Raw genomic sequence first — 16,421 nt, 5'->3', positions numbered from 1 at the left:
GCAAGGGATCGGGGGCCGGCGTCATCACGCTGGCCGCCGGGGCCGATGCGGCCTGGGGCGCGGTTGCAGGAGCGGTCGCAGGCGCTGTGGCGCAGCCGGCCAGGGCCGCAGCCGCCAGGCCGAGCGCGGCAGGCCAGCCGCGTGGCAGAGATCGAGGAGGGTTCAGAAGCATCCGGCCGATTCTGGCGGGTCGGCCAAAGCCGCCACCCGCACACGGACTTCATCGCCCACGGCGATGGGGCCACCCGACAGCACCCGCGCGGTGAGCCCGCCGTGGCCGCGCAGCGCGTTGTAGGCGCCCGGACCCAACGCTTCCTCCATCTTCGAACACGGGTCGCAAGGCCCGGTCGCCAGCAGCACCACCGACGCGCCGATGCAGATGTGCAGCGGCTGGTCGGCAAACAGCGTGCGCGCCGCCACCAGGTTGAGGCCCTCGATCACCAGGTTTCGGCGCAGCTGGGCCGCGTCCACCTGCGCCAACCCGGCCCAGGCGGCGATCAGCGGCAGGTGCTCGGCCTGCAGCAGCGTCACCTGGCGCTTGTGGCCACCCGCACGGGTCGGTGGGCGCTCGGCGCTGCGGTCGCCCTGCAGGCCACGGTCGGCCAGGGCCAAGGCCTGCGGCACGCTCAGCACCGGCGCATCGCGCGCCGGGCGCAGCAGGATGGCGCGCACGCGGCCGGGGTGGGGAAACTGGCGGGTGAGATGGCGCAGGTCGGGCATGGGGGCATGCTCGCACAGGCGTTCGATGGATGAGCAGCACCCGACTGGCGCCTTGGGGAGTGCACCGGGCGCGGCAGGCGCCGCACGCAAGGCACGCGCGGTCTCAAGGCACGGCTGGCGTAGCCGGACACCGCCGGTACGGCGCGCGGCATCATCACCCCATGCCCCGCCCGCTGACCCTCGCCCTGCTGCGCCGCTACGCGATTGCCCGCACGCTGTTCAAGCCCACCACACTGCCGCGCGCCATCGCCCGGCTCGGCTTTGTGCAGGCCGACCCGATCCGCGCACCGGCCCGCGCGCAAGACCTCACGCTGCGCCACCGCGTCGAGGGCTACCGCGCCGGCGAGCTGGAGCGGCGCTATGCCCGCCTCGGGCTGGAGGAAGACTTCTTCGTCAACTACGGCTTTTTGCCGCATGCGCATGCCGCGCTGATGCACCCGCGCACGCCCGCGCGTCCGTGGGACGCCACACGCACGCGCCAGGCCGCCGAGGTGCTGGCCTTCGTGCGCGAGCGTGGCGCCGTGCACCCGCGCGAGGTCGACGCGCATTTCGCGCACGGCCGCGTGCGCAACTGGTTCGGCGGCGCCACCAACGCCAGCACCGCGCTGCTGGACGACATGCACTACCGCGGGCTGCTGCGCGTGGCGCGGCGTGACGGCGGTACCCGCGTGTACGCGGCCCGTACGCCGCCGGCCGTTTCCGTTGCCGACGCTGCGCCCCAACCGACGCTGGACACCTGCGCCACAGCTGCGCCCGAAGCGCGGCTGGACGCGCTCATCGACCTCATCGTCGCCAAGTACGCGCCGCTGCCCGCCGCCAGCCTGGGCCAGCTGCTCAGCCTGCTGTTGCGCGGCGGCAGCCCCCAGTGGTCGGCCGATCGCCTGGGCGCCCTGGTGCGGGCTCGCCAGCGGTTGGCGCATGCCAACGTCGAAGGTGTGGACTGGTACTGGCCGGCCGACGAGAACCCCGCCTTCACGCGCTGGCGGCCCGACGCCACGGTCCGCCTGCTGACCCCGTTCGACCCACTGGTCTGGGACCGCCGGCGGTTCGCGCTGTTCTGGGGCTGGGAGTACCGCTTCGAGGCCTACACGCCCGCACCGCTGCGCAAGCTGGGCTACTACGCGCTGCCGCTGTTGTGGGGCGAGCAGGTGGTCGGCTGGGGCAACGTGACGGTGGCGGGCGGGGTGCTCAGCGCCAGCCTGGGTTATGTGGCGGGGCAGGCGCCGGCGGATGCGGCGTTCGCGCAGGGGCTGGAGGATGAGTTGGCGCGGATGGGGGTGTTTCTGGGGCTGGCGTGAGGGTTGCCATCCCCTTCGGCCCGCCGAAGCCCGCTACAGGTGCCGGGGCGCGTCCATGCGCTCGTGCAGTACCCGCACCACCACCACGGTGTCACCTTCCATGCGGTAGAAAAAGGCGCACACCGCCCCGTCAACCCTCCGCCGCATACGCCGCCGTCGCCGCCAGCGCATCGGCCACGCGCACCTGCGACTCGTGCACGCCGGCCGGCAGCACGATGACCCCGTCCTCGTCGGCCACCAGCCGGTGCCCGGGCGTGAAGGTCGCGCCGCCGAAGGTCACCGGCACGTCCACCTCGCCTGCGCCCGTGCGTCCGGCGCGGCAGGGCACGGTGCCGAGCGCCTTCACGCCGATGTCCATCGCGTCGATCTCCGCGCTGTCGCGGATCACGCCGTGGATCACCAGGCTGGCCCAGCCGTTGCGCAGCGCCTTGTCGGCCATCACGTCGCCGAACAGCGCGCGCGCCAGCGAGCCGCCGCCGTCGATCACCAGCACCTGGTCATGGCCGCTCTGGCTCACGACGTCGCGCATCAGCGCGATGTCTTCGAAGCAGCGGATGGTGCGGATGGTGCCGGCAAAGGCGCGGCGCTGGCCGTAGCCACGCAGCGGCAGCGCGCAGGCTTGCGCGGGCTCGCAGGCATCGCACAGGTCGGAGGTCTTGGGGGGTGGGGTGTGCATCATGGCGGCCATCTTCGCGCCATTCGCCGCGCCCGTCCGATGGGCCTGCGCTGCGTCCGGCAATTCCCTCAAGCGCCCGACGGCGGCGCCGCCGACAGCGACGGCACCGGCAGCTCCCGCAGCGCCTCGGCCAGCGCAGCCTGGCAGCGCGTCTCGTCGCCGACCTGCTCCATCAGCAGCAGCGCCAGACGCGCCAGGAACAGCGACTCGCGCTCCTCCCCGGCCTGTGTGATGGCGTGCGCGCACGCGGCGTAGAGGCGGTCGCGCGCCTCGGCGGGCAAGCCGCCCGGCGTCAGAGTTTCCATGTCGGATCCAATCGGTCGATGCGCCGCAGCATGGCGGCAAACAGGTCCTGGCCCATGGCATCGCCGCGCAGGAAGCGGCGCGCGTCGTCCACGCAGCCCTGGCGCACGGCCTCGGCGATGGGCTGGCGCGGCCCCAGTGCGGCGCCGGCCACCTGCACCTCGCAGGCGCGCTGCAAGGCCCACAGCGTGTACAGCGCCTTGGGCAGGGTCTCGCTCCAGACCAGGAGGCCATGGTTGCGCAGGATCACGGCCTGCCGCTGGCCGACGCTGGCCAGCAGCCGCGGCCCCTCGTCGGCGTGCAGCGTGATGCCTTCGAAGTCGTGGTAGGCCACTCGGTCGCTGAGCTGGGCCGCGTAGAAGTTCGTGATCGACAGGCCCTCGGCGCTGCAGGCCACCGCCATGCCGGCCGTGGTGTGCGTGTGCATCACGCACTGGGCGCCGTCCAGGTGGCGGTGCAGCGTGGCGTGCGGCGTGAAGCCGGCCGGGTTGATGGGCCAGGCGCTGTCGCTGAGCAGCCGGCCGTCCAGGTCCACCTTCACCAGGTTCGACGCCGTGACCTCGCCGTAGTGCAGCCCGAACGGGTTCAGCAGAAAGTGGTGGTCCGGCCCCGGCACGCGCAGCGAGATGTGGTTGTAGATGCCCTCGCTCCAACCCCACAGGTCGAAGATGCGGTAGCACGCCGCCAGCTGCAGGCGGGCCTGCCATTCGGGGGCGGCCATGCCGCCGGGGCGGGCGGCCAGGGCCTCAGTCACAGGGTCGTGGGGGGTGGTCGTCACAGCGTGGTCTCCTCGTCTTGGATGCAGGCGGCTCGGCGCAGCGCCTGTTCGATGGCGCCGGGTGGCGGCCGGCCCTGCCAGCGCGCGGCGACATGGCCGTCGGGCCGCAGCAGGTAGGCGGCGCCTGCGGCTTGGGCGCCCAGTGTGGCGTATGCGCTGGGGCCGGCGGCATCGGCGGCCTGCAGCACGCGCAGCGACAACGGCAGGCCGCTGTGCTGCGCAGCCACGCGCACCTCGTGTTCGGGCCCATCGGCGCTGCCGCCCTCGTCGCACAACCACAGCAAGGTAAAGCCCGGGGCCAGCGTGTCCAGCAGGTGCCCGCGCGCCAGCGGCTGGTCGGGCAGCACCTCGCCCGGTTGGGGGCCGGCCATGTCGGTCCAGCCGGCGGGGTGGGCAGCGGCTGCAGCTTCGGTGGCGCCTGCAGCACTTGCAGCACTTGCAGCAGCGGCCGTATCGGGCGTGGACAGCGGCGAATCCGCATACCGCACGGCCTCGGTCTGGCGTGGGTTGATGAGCTCGGCGATGCCGCGGTGCCGTTCGGCCAGCGACAGCGCGGCCTCGCGCAGCAGGTCAAAGCCGCGCGAGGGCGGCGACATGAATTCAGTGCTGCGCATCGCGCTCTCGGCGTTGATGTGAAAGGCGGCGATGCGCTCGTGCGAGTAGCTGTCCAGCAGCGCCGTGCCGGCCCGGCGCTGCGCCACCAGCGCCAGCTTCCAGGCCAGGTTGTCCGCATCGTCGAAGCCAGAGTTCAGCCCGCGCACGCCGAAGATCGGCATCGCGTGCGCCGCGTTGCCGGCGAACAGCACGCGGTTGTGGCGGTAGCCCGCAAGCGTCAACGCGCCGGCGCGGTAGACCGAGCTCCACACCGGCTTCCAGGGCAGGTGGCCTTCGCCGATGGCGTCCAGGTGGCGTTGCACGAAGGCCTGCACAGCGGCCGGCTGCAGGGCGTCATCGGTGCTTTCGCCCGGGCGCAGCTGGTAGTCGATGCGCCAGATGTCGTCGGGCTGCGGGTGCATCAACACGGTGGAGCCGGGGTTCCACGGCGGGTCGAACCAGGCGCGGCGCTCGGCCGGGTGGCGGCTGGGCAGTTCGATGTCGATGATCACGTAGCGGCCCTCGTAGGCCGCGCCGTGCAGCTCCAGGCCCAGCGCCTTGCGCACGAAGCTCTGCCCGCCGTCGCAGGCCGCCAGCCAGTCGGCGTCCAGTGCGTAGTCGCCCAGCGCGTTGCGGGCCTGCAGGCGCACGCCGTCGGCTTCTTGGGTGAAGCCGGTCAGCGATGTGCCCCAGCGCAGATCGATCAGGCCGGGCGTGGCCGCGTTGCGCCGCTCGATTGCCTCCAGCAGGAACTGCTCGATGTCGTACTGCGCCAGGTTCAGCATCGGCGGCAGCTTCTGCGTGGCGTCGTGCGGCATGTCAAAACGCAGCACCTCGGTGGTTTTGTAGAAGCTGCGCCCGGTCGTCCACGGCAGGCCCTTGGCGAGGAAGGCGTCCAGCGCACCCAGGCGCTGCAGGATCTGCAGGCTGCGGCGCGAGATGCAGATTGCGCGGCTGCCCACGCAGACGGTGTCGTCCGCCTCCAGCACCACGCTGGGCTGGCCCTGCGCCGCCAGGCCCAGCGCCAGCGCCATGCCGACCGGGCCGCCACCGGCGATCACCACCGCGTGGCGTTGTGTCTCCACGCCGTCCATCAGCGGTGGCTGTAACGGGGCGTAACGGGTGTAGTTGAACGCGCCGACCGAAGGCGGCAGGCCGGTGACGGCCGGTGGCGTGGGGCCGGCGGCGGCATGGGCGGGCAGGGTGGCGCGGGGGTGCATGGCGTTCCTCGGCGGATGGGAAGTGGGGTTGGTTGCCAGGGATTGTGGGGATGCCGCGGTGGCCTGCGTGTCGTAACTTGTGAGGACACTTCCCCGCCTCTCCATCGCACCTGCCACCAAGCATGCAACGCTGGCGCCTCCACGCTCCCCACACGCCACTGGATGCGGCCCTCGTCGGCGCAGTGCTGGCCGGCATCGGCACGCCGCTGTTGGCCGCGCGCATCCTGCAGGCTGTGCAGGCCCTGCTGCCGGTCACCTTCTGCACCGTGTTCGCGGTCGGCGCGGACGGATGCATCCAGACCGTGTCGGCCGCCAGCAGCTATGGCGAGGCGGCCGAGCGCACCGCCGGCCTGTACGCGGCGCGGCGCTTCGATCGGGTCGATCCGCACATGGTCTGGCTGGCCGCACGGCCACGCCCGGCGCGCTCGCAGCTGTGGCTGGGCCACCACCTGGGCGATGAACTGGAGGATGCCGACTACCGCGCCGCCTGCTATGGCGACGTCGGCATCCGCGAGCGTGCCTCGGTGTTGTCGCTGCAGCCGGACGGCCAGCGCGCCGCCGTCAGCTTCTACCGCAGCCTGGCGCAGCCGGCCTTCGGCGCTGCCGACTTCGCGCTGCTGGCCGCGCATGCCTTGCTGCTGGCCGAGTCCACCGCCGCACATGGGCGCGTGGCCGGCGCTGCGGGCCCGGCGCCGGTGCCGGCGTTCGCCGCGCGCTTGCATGCGCTGAGCCGACGCGAGCGCGAGGTGGTCGCCCGGCTGGCCAGCGGCGGCACCGGTGCGCAGGCGGCGCAGGAACTGGGGCTGGCCCTCAGCACGGTGCGCACGCTGCAGTACCGCGCGTTCCGCAAGCTCGGCATCGCCACGCTGAAAGACCTGTTGCGCGGCGGGCGCAGCGCCTGATGTGCAGGCGCCGCAGCGCCTGTGTCACGCCGCAATCGCCAGCGGGGCGCCGTGGCCGCCACGCGCCGCGCCGCCGCCTTCGGTGCGGAACACCGCCACCGCCTCCACCAACTGCTGGGCCTGCCCGTGCAGGTGGCTGGCGGCCGCAGCGCTTTGCTCGACCAGCGCTGCGTTCTGCTGCGTGGCGCGGTCCATGTGCGCGATGGCCTCGCCCACCTGGGCCACGCCTTCGCTCTGCGCGCTGCTGGCCGTGCTGATCTCGCCCATGATGTCGGTCACACGGCGAATGGCGTTGACCACCTCGCCCATGGTTGCGCCCGCCTTGTCGGCCAGCAGCGTGCCTGCGCCCACACGCTCAACGCTGGTGCCGATCAGGCCCTTGATCTCCTTGGCGGCCGCGGCGCTGCGCTGGGCCAGGTGGCGTACCTCGCTGGCCACCACCGCGAAGCCACGGCCCTGCTCGCCGGCGCGTGCTGCCTCGACCGCCGCGTTCAACGCCAGGATGTTGGTCTGGAACGCGATGCCGTCGATCACGCCGATGATGTCGGCGATCTTGTTGCTGCTGTCGTGGATGCCGCGCATGGTGGCCACCACCTGGGCCACTTCCTGCCCGCCCTTGCCGGCGATGTCGGATGCGCTTTGCGCCAGCTGGTTGGCCTGGCGCGCGTTGTCGGCGTTCTGGCGCACGTTCGCGTCCAGCTGCGCCATCGAGGTCGTGGTCTGCTGCAGCGCCGAGGCCTGCTGCTCGGTGCGGCCTGACAGGTCCTGATTGCCATGCGCGATCTCGGCGCTGGCCCCCTGGATGCTGCTGCTGGCCGCGCGCACGGTGGACACCACTTGCGCCATGCGCGAGAAGGCCGACTGCATGGCCAGGGCCGATGCGGTGGATGCCGGCAGCGCGCCCACGTCCAGGCTCAGGCCATCGGGACGGTCGACTTCGGCAATCATGCGGTGCAACTCATCGCCCTCGCGTGCGTTGGCCTGCATGCGCAGCGCCACGAACACCTCCAGCGCCGACTGCAGCACCACATAAGCGGCATGCAGCACGATCCGCAGGAAGTCCGGCTGCGTGGTGCAGTAAAAGCCGAAGCCGGCCGCCTGCAGGCGGTCGAACAGCACGTGGTGCACCGCGAACAGTGCGGCCGTCAGCACGATCAGCCGCCAGTCGCGCCAGACCAGCACGATGGCCAGCGCCACGAACACGCCGAAGTGGAACTCGATGGTGCCGCGCGACAGCTGGATGTGCAGCGCCACCAGCACCACCAGCGCCGTGCACAGCCACACGCGCGATGCTGGCCCGCTGCCCCACAGCGCCACCACGACCGAGAGCGCCAGCACCGGCAGCGCCACGCCTGCGCCCAGGCCCAGGGCATCGTAGTGCCAGCCGATGGCCAGTGCCGCCAGCGCTGCCAGTACGATGGTCACCAGCACCACGCGGCTGCCGGTCTGCTTGGATGCTTCGGCTCGGGATTGAGGTGCCGTTGCTGCGTCGTTTGGGTGGTTCATCCCGCTTCCTGTCGTGTGCGTCTGTGGGTTGTCTCAGCGTGCCGCGCCGCCGTAGCGCGCAAGCTGACGGCCGCTGCGGGCGCGAGGGTGCACGGCGGGGGGCATTCGCACAAGCCTGTCAGATCTGTCAGGCGCAGCGCGCCGCGCGCCAACTTTCACCGTTCTTCACACAGCTTGACGGGCGCGACGCCTGCACGCGCAGCGGCCACTTCACAATGGCTTCGGCACGCGGAATGCCGGCACACCGTGCCAGCCCGCGCACCACGCAAAGGACACATGATGACCATGCAACGCCGCCACCTCTTCGCCGCTGTGGGCGCACTGGCCCTGGCGCTCGCCAGCCCTCTGGTCAGCGCCCAGCCGCGTGGCCGTGATGACGACCGCGACGGCCACCCCGGCCGCGGCAGGGGCCATGACAAGCATGACAACCGCCACGATGGCCGTCACGACGGTCGCCATGACGGCCGGCGCGACGACCGTGGCCCGCATGGCCGCGACGGCCACCGCGGCCCCGACCGCCACGCACGCGGCCCCGGCGCCGGCCCCGATCGCCGTTACTACCGTGGGGATCGCCTGCCACCGGATTTCCGGCGTCACCAGTACGTCGTCAACAACTGGCGCGGATACCGCCTCAGCGCGCCGCCGCGCGGCTACCACTGGGTGCAGCTGGGCGCCGACTTCGTGCTCGTGGCGATCGCCACCGGTGTGATCACGCAGATCATCCTGAACCATTGACTTGCGCGCTCGCGCGTTGCGGCGCGCGGCCCTTGCGTGCCCCGGTACCGTGAAGCCGGCCGCCAGGACCCAGGTTCTTCAGCCCCCGCCCAGCTGCCGCGTGACGTGTGCCAGCACGGCGTGGTTCGGCGGCTCGCCGTACGCACGCGCGTAGAGCGCGTGGAACCGCTGCAGCACGCCGGGCGGTGGCTGCACCGGTAACAGCGGCTGCGCACGCAGCGTGCCGGTGGCCCAGTAAGGCTGCATTTGCAAGGTGACCGGCTCCACATCGCCACCCAATGCCACGCCGCTCACGAGCAGCAGCGGCCGGTCGTCGATCAGCAACAGCGGGAAGTGCGGCAGCGTGCACAGATCGGGCGGTGGCGGCGGCACCGTGCTGCCCAGGCGCAGCGCCGGGTGGTAGCCCGGCGGGGTCGGCACCTCGAACAGCACACGCAGCACGAGCAACAGGCCTTCCTGCGGGTCCGTCTGCAGATCGCGCCACGCCAGGTGCGCTTCCAGCGCCGCCAGCGCGCCGTCGCGCCCCAGCGGCCACAGCGCGTTGACGGCGTCGATCACGGGCTGCGGCTGGTAGGTGGCGAAGTCCAGCCGGCCGGCAGCGCTGAGAGTGGCGGCGAGCTTCATGTCATGACGTGAAACAGCCTGGGAGCATCGGGTCGCCCGTGCTTGCCCACGATCCGAAGGCGCTGCGCGTCAGCAGTGCCGAGCCGATGCCGGCCGGCGCGGTGGTCGACGACAGCAGAGAGCCAGCGTTCGCCACACCGCCCGAGGTGAAGCCCGAGAGCGCCGGGTCGCGCGCCGTCCAGAACACTGTGCCGACGACGGACAGGCTGGTCGTCGAACCCAGCGCGCCCAGATCCGGCCGTTCCCAGCGGTCACGGTTGCCGGTGGCGCCCAGGCTGCCGGTGATGCCGCCGCTGGCGTCCACTTCCCACGCTTCGTAATACGACGGCGTCAGCCTGACGCTGGCATTGGTGATGGCCGAGCCATCGGCCTTGGTGCCCGCGTACGTGCTGTCGACCCGCTGCACGATCCAGCCGCTGGTGCCGTCCGTCACCCACTTGATCCACCACTTGAAGTGGGCGTTGTTGTTCCACTCCGCGGCCGACAGGTCAGCCGTGGAGATGCTGGTCGCGTCGCCGCCGATGGCTGTCGGCCCGGTCTGTGCCGGCACCTGCGGTGCGCCCTGGGCCGAGGTCGGCTCGCCGCTCAGCGCCTCGTGTTCTGCAGCGCCCGGCCGGTCGCCGGTCGCGGCACGCCGGGTGCTCGTGATCGAAAAGCGGCTCAGGTCATGGCCAAAGCGTGCAGGGCCGCCAGCGCGGTCGTCGGCCAGGTCGGCGCCGCTCTGCGCACGCGAGGAACGCGCGGCTGCCGAAGACAGCGCGCAGGCGCCGGGCCGCGCTGCAGAGGAACCCTGGCGCGCGGCCCGCAATCTGTCGGCATGGGCATGCATGGTCGTCTCCCGAACGTTGCACGGCGCGGCTTAGCGCGTCGACTGCGGCAGCGTGAACACGATGTTTGCCGCACCCCTGAAAGTGTCGCCTTTCGGCGCCAGAAACACCAGCGCGCAGCTGTCACCGAAGAAGCTGGCGGCATTGCCGCTGGCCACCGCCATGCTGGCCACCACGGCGCCGTAGAACACGCGATCCTGCACCAGCCCGGCCGTGAAGATGTTGCCGGTGCAGCTGACCAGCACGCCTGCGCACATGCTGTTGTGGCCGGTGAAGGTGTTGCCGTGCAGTACCACGGACTGGAACGCGCCCTTCAGCGCATCGGCCACCTGGCCCTGCAGCAGCGGCTCCACCAGTTCCTTGCCCAGCAGCATGCGCGGCAGCTGGTTCTGGCTGAACACCAGCCGGCCCGTGCCCAGGCCGGCTGGCAATTCGAAGCCACCGTTGTTCAGCCGCTCGATCACCCGCGTGATGATCCCGTCTGCCGGGTCGCCATAGAGCGCCACATCGCCCAGGATGCGGTTGCCCACGATCTCGCACAGCCCGGTGATGCCCTGCAGCAGCAGCGAGGCCGGCGCCGCGGCCGCGATCTCGCAACCGGCCATGCGCACGTCGCCCGCGCCTTCCACCCGCACGCCGGTGTTGCCACGCCCGCCGACCTGCAGGTTCGTCAGGCGCAGGTCGGCGTTGGCGGCCAGCACCAGGCCGACGCGTGGCCCCATGCCCAGCACCAGATCGCGGATTTCCAGCGCCGCGAAGCCGCCCAACGCGATCGGCGCCGTCACGCTGATGAGCGCCGTGGCGCCGCAGCCGTGCAGCGACAGCCGCGCCGTGCGGGTGCGCTCTGCGGCCAGCTGCAGCCCCTCCAACTGGTGGCGGCCGGGCAGGAAGCAGATGCACAGCGCGGGATCGTCGGCCTCCAGCAACTTGGCCAGCAGCGCCGTGGTCAACGCCGGGAAATCGCCACCTTCGCCGATGGTGATCTCGCAGCCGCGCCTGCCGCCGCCCTGCGCCGGTGTGGCGGCCTTGGCCGCGAACACCGCCTGCTGCTCGGCCACCACGGTGCCGCCCGTGGTCAGCAACTGCGCGCGCACGCGCTGGGCCTGCGGCGTGCCCAGCTGCCAGTTGCACTGCGCCACGCCCTGCGCGTCGCACAGCGCGTCCACCGTGGGGCCGGTCTGCGTGCCCCAGGGGGCCACCAGCGCCAGCGTGCCGGCACCGGCCTCGATGGCAAAGCGCACACGCGCGCCCGGCACCGGCAGCGCACCGCGCGCCACGCGCACGCGCAGCGGCTCAGGCAGGTTGCCGCCGGGGGTCGTGTCCTGCCCGTCGCCGCCCACGTACAGCAGCTGCGTCATCTGGGTGAGCGGCGGGAACAGGTCGCGGCAGTCGACGATGGCGCTGACCAGCCCACCCGCATCCACCGTCACCAGGCCCAGCCGGGCCCAGCCGTCGTGCACGCCGGCAGGCGGTGTGGCGATGGGTTCGCCGTCTTCATCGCGCGGCCATTCCACGTCGGCCGTGACGGTGCGCGCGGGCACCTGCCAGTAGTCGCCGGGCCGGTAGCGGCCGGCGGCGGTGAAGCGGATCTGCACGCCGTCTTCCAGCGTGATCCAGTCGCCCTCGGTCACGGCCAGCGCGTGGGCGCCCGCGGCTACGGGCCGCTGGTCCCAGCGGCGCAGCACCGGGTGCAGCGCAGCGTCCTGCCCCAACGCGCCGGTGGGCACGCCGGCCAGCACCAATTCGAGCGCGTCATCGCCGTCGTTCAGGTATTCGAACAGCTGGCCGGCGCGGCCCTGCAGCTCGGCCGCGTCGTCCACCAGTTCCACGCGGTCGTGCAGCGCCAGGTCCAGGTTGGCGTCGCGTCCGCGTGCGGCCACGCGCACCGTCGTGCGGCTGGCAGCGGTGTCGATGCTGACCGACTGCACGGCATAGGCCACCGAGCCGTTCTCGCGCGACCACTTGAAGGTGGCCGCGCCGGTGGCGGTGTCCACGCTGTGGATCTCCACGCGGTAGAGCTGGTTCTCCAGCCGCCGGTAGCCGGCGCTGGCGGCGATGTCGCAGACGCCGGTGCTGGTGAGCTGCGGCTCGGAGCGCGCGGCCAGCCGGGCGTTGGTGGGCGCGGTCAGCGTCGTCCAGTCGGGCACGCTCGCGCCGCAGTGCCAGCCGGCGTTGTTGGGCGGCTCGGGCAGTGCCAGCGTGCGCACCTGGGCCACCTGCTGCGCGCGCGTGGCGGTGTCCGGCCCGCCCAGCGCCACCTCGCGGATGTCGGGCGCCTCCAGGCAGCTGAGGTGGCGCTGCCAGGCCCGCAGGTAGACGAGGTGCGTGCCGGGCGCCAGGCGTTGCGGCACGCCGCCATCGGGCTGGTTGGCCAGCGAGGCGGCCGTCTCCCACTCGCAATGCTGGCCCTGCACGTAGTAGCAGCCGGCGCCGATCTGCAGGCTGGCGGCCGGCAGCGCAGTGGGCGCGCCGGCGCCGGTGGCCTGCACGCGCCAGAAGCTGCCGCCGCCGACCAGCCAGGGCTGCTCGGCCCCGGCGACGGACACGCCGGCCAGCGCCGGGCTGCCCAGGATGGGGATCGCCGTCCAGCTGGCGCCGCCGTTGGTGGTGCCGCGCAGCGCGCCGTTGTCGCCGGCCGCCCAGCCCACGTTGGCATCGCGAAAGCGCACCGCCCGCAGCGCGGCGCTGCCGCCGCCGGTGCCGGCAGACCAGGTGGCGCCGCCGTCGCTGCTGCGCACGATGGTGCCGCCGTCGCCCACGGCCCAGGCCTGTGCGCCCGAGGTGGTGACGGCGCGCAGCGTCGCCGTGGTGGTGCTGTCCACTGCCGTCCAGCTCTGGCCGCCATCGGTGCTGCGCAGAATGCCGCCGCCCGGCCCCACCGCCAGGCCGTCGGTCGCGCTGCTGAAGGCCACGGCGTAGAGCCGGCCCATGCCCGCCGCGTGCCGCGTCCAGGTGGTGCCGCCGTCGACCGTGCGCAGCACCAGCCCCCCATCGCCCACGGCCCAGGCGCGCTGGGCGTCGAACACAGAGACGCCGCGCAGCGTGGAGAGCAGGCCGCTGCTTTGCGTCGTCCAGGCCGTGCCGCCGTTGTTGCTGCGCAGGATGGTGCCGCCGTCGCCTACGGCCCAGCCGGTGTTGGCGACGCGGGCCACGGCGCGCAGGTGGCGCGTGGTGTTGGTGGCGGCCAGCGTCCAACCCGTACCGCCGTTGGTGCTGACCAGCAGCACGCCGTCGGCCCCGGCGATCCAGATGGCGCCCGCGTCCTGTGCGTGCACGGCCAGTGCCTGCATCCCGCCCGACAGCGCGAAGCCGGCGTTGTCGACCGGCGCGCCGCTGGCACCGATCACGTCTTCGGCCAGCCGCTCGGCCCGGTGCCGCGTCAGGTCCCCCTGCTCGTTGAAGTCCGCGTCGGTGACCACGCGGCCCTGCTGCAAGCGCACCGCCGTGTAGTGGTCGCGCGGGTCGAAGGTCTCGCGGGAGAGATCGGCTTTCATGTCTCGTTCTCCTCAGTTCGAAAAATGCACGCCGGCCGTCAGTCCCAGGCGCAAGTACTCGGTCAACGCGTCGCGCAGGTTGGCTTCGCGCTGTGGCTGTTGCAGGTGTTCGTAGACGCCCATCTCGGCGCCACTGGCCGCGCCGGTGCGGATCTGCTGCGGGCAGCGCGCCTCCAGCTGGCCCAGGGCCGGGTCGCCGTAGCGGCGCGACACGAACAGCGGGCGCAGCGTGGCCTCGATCTCGGCGCGCAGCGCGCCCTCTTGCGCGGCGGTCGGCGGCGTGCCCAGCGCCAGACCCTCGGCACGCAGGGCGGCGATGCGCGTGTCCGTCTCCAGCTGCGGCTGGCAGCGGTAGCGGCGCGGCACTTGCGAGGCGGGTGGCACGTAGCAAAAGCGCACGCAGCCGGTCTGCCGCCGCGCGGCCGTGGCGGGTGCGTCGAAGATGCAGTCGCTGGCCGTGAGCGTCTGCCCGTTCACGGCACCGAAGAAGGTGGCGCGCTGCAGATCGAGGGCGGCCTCTGGTGCATCCAGCGCGGGGCCAGCCGCACCCAGGCCCAGCAGGCTGTCGGCCACTGCCACGCCGCTCACCGGCCCGGCCACGGTGACGGGTGCGGCCAGGCTGTGCAACACGCGCAGCAGCAGGCGCGGGCTGTCGGCACCCACCGTGATGCCTGGACCCGCCGCAGGCAGCACCGTGCTGTGCGCCAGCTCCACCTGGCCCAGCGGGCCGGCGATCTCCACCGCGCCCTGCAGCAGCAGACCGTGCAGGAACAGCGCACCTGGGTTGGCGTCGTCGGCATCGGCCGTGCCCTGCACCTGCAGCCGCCCCTGCCAGTGCGCGCGAATGTCCATCGCCTCCACGCGCCCGGGCCGGCGTTCGACACTGCCGGGCGGCGCGCCGGGGATCGGCTGCAGCGGCCAGCGGCCGGCGATGACCAGCAGCTGCGAGGCCTCGGCGATCTGCAGCACCAGCGGCGCGGCGTCGTCGATCTCGCTCACGCTGTCCATCACCACGATCACGCCGGTGCGGCCCGGCGGCTGCGTGTGCCATGCCGCCACCGCCGTGCGCAGCGAGGGGAACAGCGTGCCGCTGCCGTCGTCCGCCAGCAGGTGCGAGACGCCGACCTGCCAGACGCCGGGGTCGAAGAACCCGCCTTGCTCGGCATCGACCGCACTGCCGCCCGAGAGCTGCGCGCTGGCCGCGCGCAAGGCCGGGCCACGGTCGTATGGCCCGCCGCCGATGTCGGCCACGCTGGCGTGCGCGGCATGCAGCCAGACGCGCTCCACCTCGAGTGCGGCCGGAAAGCCGATGCGTCCGCGCTGCACGTCGAGTGCCGCCACGCGCGGCGTCGGCAGCGCCAGCTCCACGGTGTCGGGGATGTCGCAGATGCACAGGTCTTCGCGCGGGATCTCGATGGGCAGCGTCTCGCCAGCCAGTTGTGCAAATACGCGCAGCACCGGCGCGTCCTCCGTCATGAAGCGCGGCGCGGGTGTGGCCTGGCCGGCGCGCAGGCGTTCCAGCTCGGCATGCAGCACCAGCGCGCGCAGCGGCGCGGCGGCATGCTCTTCGCGCGCGGCCTCGGTCACGCTGCCGCCGGCCTCGGTGCGCGGCGTGTTGAACAGCGGCGCGTCGACGCCTGCCGGGTGCATGTGCCAGAAGCCGCTGATGTCCAGCCGCGCGCTGATGAAGTCGGCCTGCGCGTCGCCGGGGCTGCCCGTGCCCAGCGGCTGCGGCTGCAAGCGCCACAGGAAGATGCCGATGTGCGGGATGTTGAAGCGCCCGCCCCGCGTGTCGGCGTTGCGCACCTCCAGCGTGTGGCCGAACGGGTCGAAGGCGCCGGCCGAGGCCTGCACCCCCTCGGCCGCCGCCGCGTCGCGGATGCAGGCCGTGGCCGTCGGCCGGCTGCGCACGTGGTTCATGTGCTGCGTGGTGGCCAGCCGCTGGAAGAACTCGACCGCCGCTGCCGGCCAGCCCGTGACATCGCGCGCCAGTTGCTCCAGTACCAGCGCCGTGCCCTTGCGGCGCCGGTAAGCCAGCGTGTTGGCGACCCAGGCGCGGGTGCTGACCCCCGCCGAAGGCACCGGCCGGATCGGCCGCGCGCCGACCAGGTCGCCGATGTAGGGGACGGTCCATTCGTCGCAGGTCTCGATGAACCAGTTGTCGTAGAGGCGCGCGGTGTCGGCTTCCAGCGCTTCGAGTTCTTCTTCGACGACGGCCAGCAGTGCCCGCAGCGGCTCGCCCTCGGCTGTGTCGCGCAGGCGGTGGATGGCGGGGAGGAGGTGGTAGAGGCGTTCGGGGGTGAGGAGGCTCATGGCGGGCTCCTGGTGGGTGGGGCGGTGCGGGGAGTGACTGCGGTCCTGACCCCGGTCCTGGCCCCGGCTGTGACGCCGACCCCGTGCGGCGTGCGCAGCAATGCGAAGGTGCGAAGTGCCCCCCAGGCCGAGCGAAGCAAAGGCCCGAATCGTTGGCCGAGCGCAGCGATGGCCCGCACGTCCCCGCTCCCGCTCCCACCCCTGTGCCCACGCCGAGGAGCGCAGTGCCATGGGTGGCGCGGAGCATCGCGCGCTTCGTTGTCATGCTCATTGCACTTTGTTTGAGCTGAACGAACGCAGTGAGTGGTGCGAGTTGTGCAATGCACCCATGGCACGAGCACCGCAGGTTGCCCGGAGCGCAGCGGAGGGACGTGGGGACCGGGGTCGCCTTCTCTTTGGTTACTTTCTCTTGGGCGATAGCCAAGAGAAAG

At 72.5% G+C, this 16,421-nt stretch carries 14 protein-coding genes; 3 read left to right on the top strand and 11 right to left on the bottom strand.

Features of this window, described 5'->3' with window-relative positions:
* Positions 1 to 162: 162 nt before the first annotated feature.
* Entirely contained in the window at positions 163 to 720 is a 558-nt protein-coding gene (locus tag AC099J_RS12570; RefSeq protein ID WP_479615596.1) for an MOSC domain-containing protein, read from the bottom strand.
* 161 nt (positions 721 to 881) lie between these two features.
* Between AC099J_RS12570 and AC099J_RS12565 the strand changes: the two genes are divergently transcribed.
* Positions 882 to 2,018, top strand: coding sequence for a DNA glycosylase AlkZ-like family protein (locus AC099J_RS12565; protein ID WP_479615595.1), 1,137 nt, complete (start codon positions 882 to 884; stop codon positions 2,016 to 2,018).
* 33 nt (positions 2,019 to 2,051) lie between these two features.
* Here the strand turns inward: AC099J_RS12565 and AC099J_RS12560 are convergent, their stop codons facing one another.
* The 5 genes from AC099J_RS12560 to AC099J_RS12540 form a co-directional block, all read right to left on the bottom strand.
* Positions 2,052 to 2,141 (bottom strand): type II toxin-antitoxin system RelE/ParE family toxin, encoded by a 90-nt coding sequence (locus tag AC099J_RS12560; RefSeq protein ID WP_479615594.1) that lies wholly within the window; start codon positions 2,139 to 2,141, stop codon positions 2,052 to 2,054.
* Between the two features lie 7 nt (positions 2,142 to 2,148).
* Positions 2,149 to 2,694, bottom strand: coding sequence for a ribonuclease E activity regulator RraA (rraA, locus tag AC099J_RS12555; protein ID WP_479615593.1), 546 nt, complete (start codon positions 2,692 to 2,694; stop codon positions 2,149 to 2,151).
* Between the two features lie 68 nt (positions 2,695 to 2,762).
* A complete protein-coding gene (locus tag AC099J_RS12550; RefSeq protein WP_479615592.1) occupies positions 2,763 to 2,999 on the bottom strand; it encodes a hypothetical protein in 237 nt (78 codons plus the stop codon).
* Positions 2,987 to 3,718, bottom strand: coding sequence for a class II aldolase/adducin family protein (locus AC099J_RS12545; protein ID WP_479615913.1), 732 nt, complete (start codon positions 3,716 to 3,718; stop codon positions 2,987 to 2,989). The genes AC099J_RS12550 and AC099J_RS12545 overlap by 13 nt, the downstream gene beginning before the upstream one ends.
* 53 nt (positions 3,719 to 3,771) lie before the next feature.
* The gene (locus AC099J_RS12540; RefSeq protein WP_479615591.1) at positions 3,772 to 5,589 is read right to left on the bottom strand and encodes an FAD-dependent monooxygenase; all 1,818 of its coding nucleotides are present in this window, start codon (positions 5,587 to 5,589) and stop codon (positions 3,772 to 3,774) included.
* A 122-nt stretch (positions 5,590 to 5,711) separates the two neighbouring features.
* Here AC099J_RS12540 and AC099J_RS12535 point away from each other — a divergent pair, with 122 nt between their 5' ends.
* Positions 5,712 to 6,491, top strand: a complete 780-nt coding sequence (locus tag AC099J_RS12535) for a helix-turn-helix transcriptional regulator (protein ID WP_479615590.1) — start codon at positions 5,712 to 5,714, stop codon at positions 6,489 to 6,491.
* Between the two features lie 24 nt (positions 6,492 to 6,515).
* On the opposite strand, the gene AC099J_RS12530 is transcribed toward AC099J_RS12535, so the two are convergent.
* Positions 6,516 to 7,997, bottom strand: a complete 1,482-nt coding sequence (locus tag AC099J_RS12530; RefSeq protein ID WP_479615589.1) for a methyl-accepting chemotaxis protein — start codon at positions 7,995 to 7,997, stop codon at positions 6,516 to 6,518.
* Between the two features lie 279 nt (positions 7,998 to 8,276).
* Here AC099J_RS12530 and AC099J_RS12525 point away from each other — a divergent pair, with 279 nt between their 5' ends.
* Entirely contained in the window at positions 8,277 to 8,732 is a 456-nt protein-coding gene (locus AC099J_RS12525; protein ID WP_479615588.1) for an RcnB family protein, read from the top strand.
* Positions 8,733 to 8,810: 78 nt separating this feature from the next.
* Here the strand turns inward: AC099J_RS12525 and AC099J_RS12520 are convergent, their stop codons facing one another.
* The 4 genes from AC099J_RS12520 to AC099J_RS12505 are packed head-to-tail and all read right to left on the bottom strand — an operon-like array spanning position 8,811 to position 15,990.
* Positions 8,811 to 9,356 carry a hypothetical protein gene (locus AC099J_RS12520; RefSeq protein WP_479615587.1) on the bottom strand — a complete coding sequence of 182 codons (546 nt, stop codon included), beginning with the start codon at positions 9,354 to 9,356 and terminating at the stop codon, positions 8,811 to 8,813.
* A gap of 1 nt (position 9,357) precedes the next feature.
* The gene (locus AC099J_RS12515) at positions 9,358 to 10,185 is read right to left on the bottom strand and encodes a hypothetical protein (RefSeq protein WP_479615586.1); all 828 of its coding nucleotides are present in this window, start codon (positions 10,183 to 10,185) and stop codon (positions 9,358 to 9,360) included.
* Positions 10,186 to 10,215: 30 nt separating this feature from the next.
* Positions 10,216 to 13,677, bottom strand: coding sequence for a DUF6519 domain-containing protein (locus tag AC099J_RS12510; protein ID WP_479615585.1), 3,462 nt, complete (start codon positions 13,675 to 13,677; stop codon positions 10,216 to 10,218).
* A 12-nt stretch (positions 13,678 to 13,689) separates the two neighbouring features.
* Entirely contained in the window at positions 13,690 to 15,990 is a 2,301-nt protein-coding gene (locus tag AC099J_RS12505; RefSeq protein ID WP_479615584.1) for a hypothetical protein, read from the bottom strand.
* Positions 15,991 to 16,421: the final 431 nt, after the last annotated feature.

This window comes from Rhodoferax sp. RT4P68 (assembly GCF_056521305.1).
This window is presented reverse-complemented; position numbering and strand designations above follow the sequence as displayed.

Coding starts and splice junctions, on each gene's coding strand:
- AC099J_RS12545 (WP_479615913.1), bottom strand. CDS start 3,718: ATGGCCGCCCCCGAATGGCAGGCCCGCCTGCAGCTGGCGGCGTGCTAC.
- AC099J_RS12565 (WP_479615595.1), top strand. CDS start 882: ATGCCCCGCCCGCTGACCCTCGCCCTGCTGCGCCGCTACGCGATTGCC.
- AC099J_RS12535 (WP_479615590.1), top strand. CDS start 5,712: ATGCAACGCTGGCGCCTCCACGCTCCCCACACGCCACTGGATGCGGCC.
- AC099J_RS12510 (WP_479615585.1), bottom strand. CDS start 13,677: ATGAAAGCCGATCTCTCCCGCGAGACCTTCGACCCGCGCGACCACTAC.
- AC099J_RS12505 (WP_479615584.1), bottom strand. CDS start 15,990: ATGAGCCTCCTCACCCCCGAACGCCTCTACCACCTCCTCCCCGCCATC.
- AC099J_RS12550 (WP_479615592.1), bottom strand. CDS start 2,999: ATGGAAACTCTGACGCCGGGCGGCTTGCCCGCCGAGGCGCGCGACCGC.
- rraA (WP_479615593.1), bottom strand. CDS start 2,694: ATGCACACCCCACCCCCCAAGACCTCCGACCTGTGCGATGCCTGCGAG.
- AC099J_RS12515 (WP_479615586.1), bottom strand. CDS start 10,185: ATGCATGCCCATGCCGACAGATTGCGGGCCGCGCGCCAGGGTTCCTCT.
- AC099J_RS12530 (WP_479615589.1), bottom strand. CDS start 7,997: ATGAACCACCCAAACGACGCAGCAACGGCACCTCAATCCCGAGCCGAA.
- AC099J_RS12520 (WP_479615587.1), bottom strand. CDS start 9,356: ATGAAGCTCGCCGCCACTCTCAGCGCTGCCGGCCGGCTGGACTTCGCC.
- AC099J_RS12570 (WP_479615596.1), bottom strand. CDS start 720: ATGCCCGACCTGCGCCATCTCACCCGCCAGTTTCCCCACCCCGGCCGC.
- AC099J_RS12540 (WP_479615591.1), bottom strand. CDS start 5,589: ATGCACCCCCGCGCCACCCTGCCCGCCCATGCCGCCGCCGGCCCCACG.
- AC099J_RS12525 (WP_479615588.1), top strand. CDS start 8,277: ATGACCATGCAACGCCGCCACCTCTTCGCCGCTGTGGGCGCACTGGCC.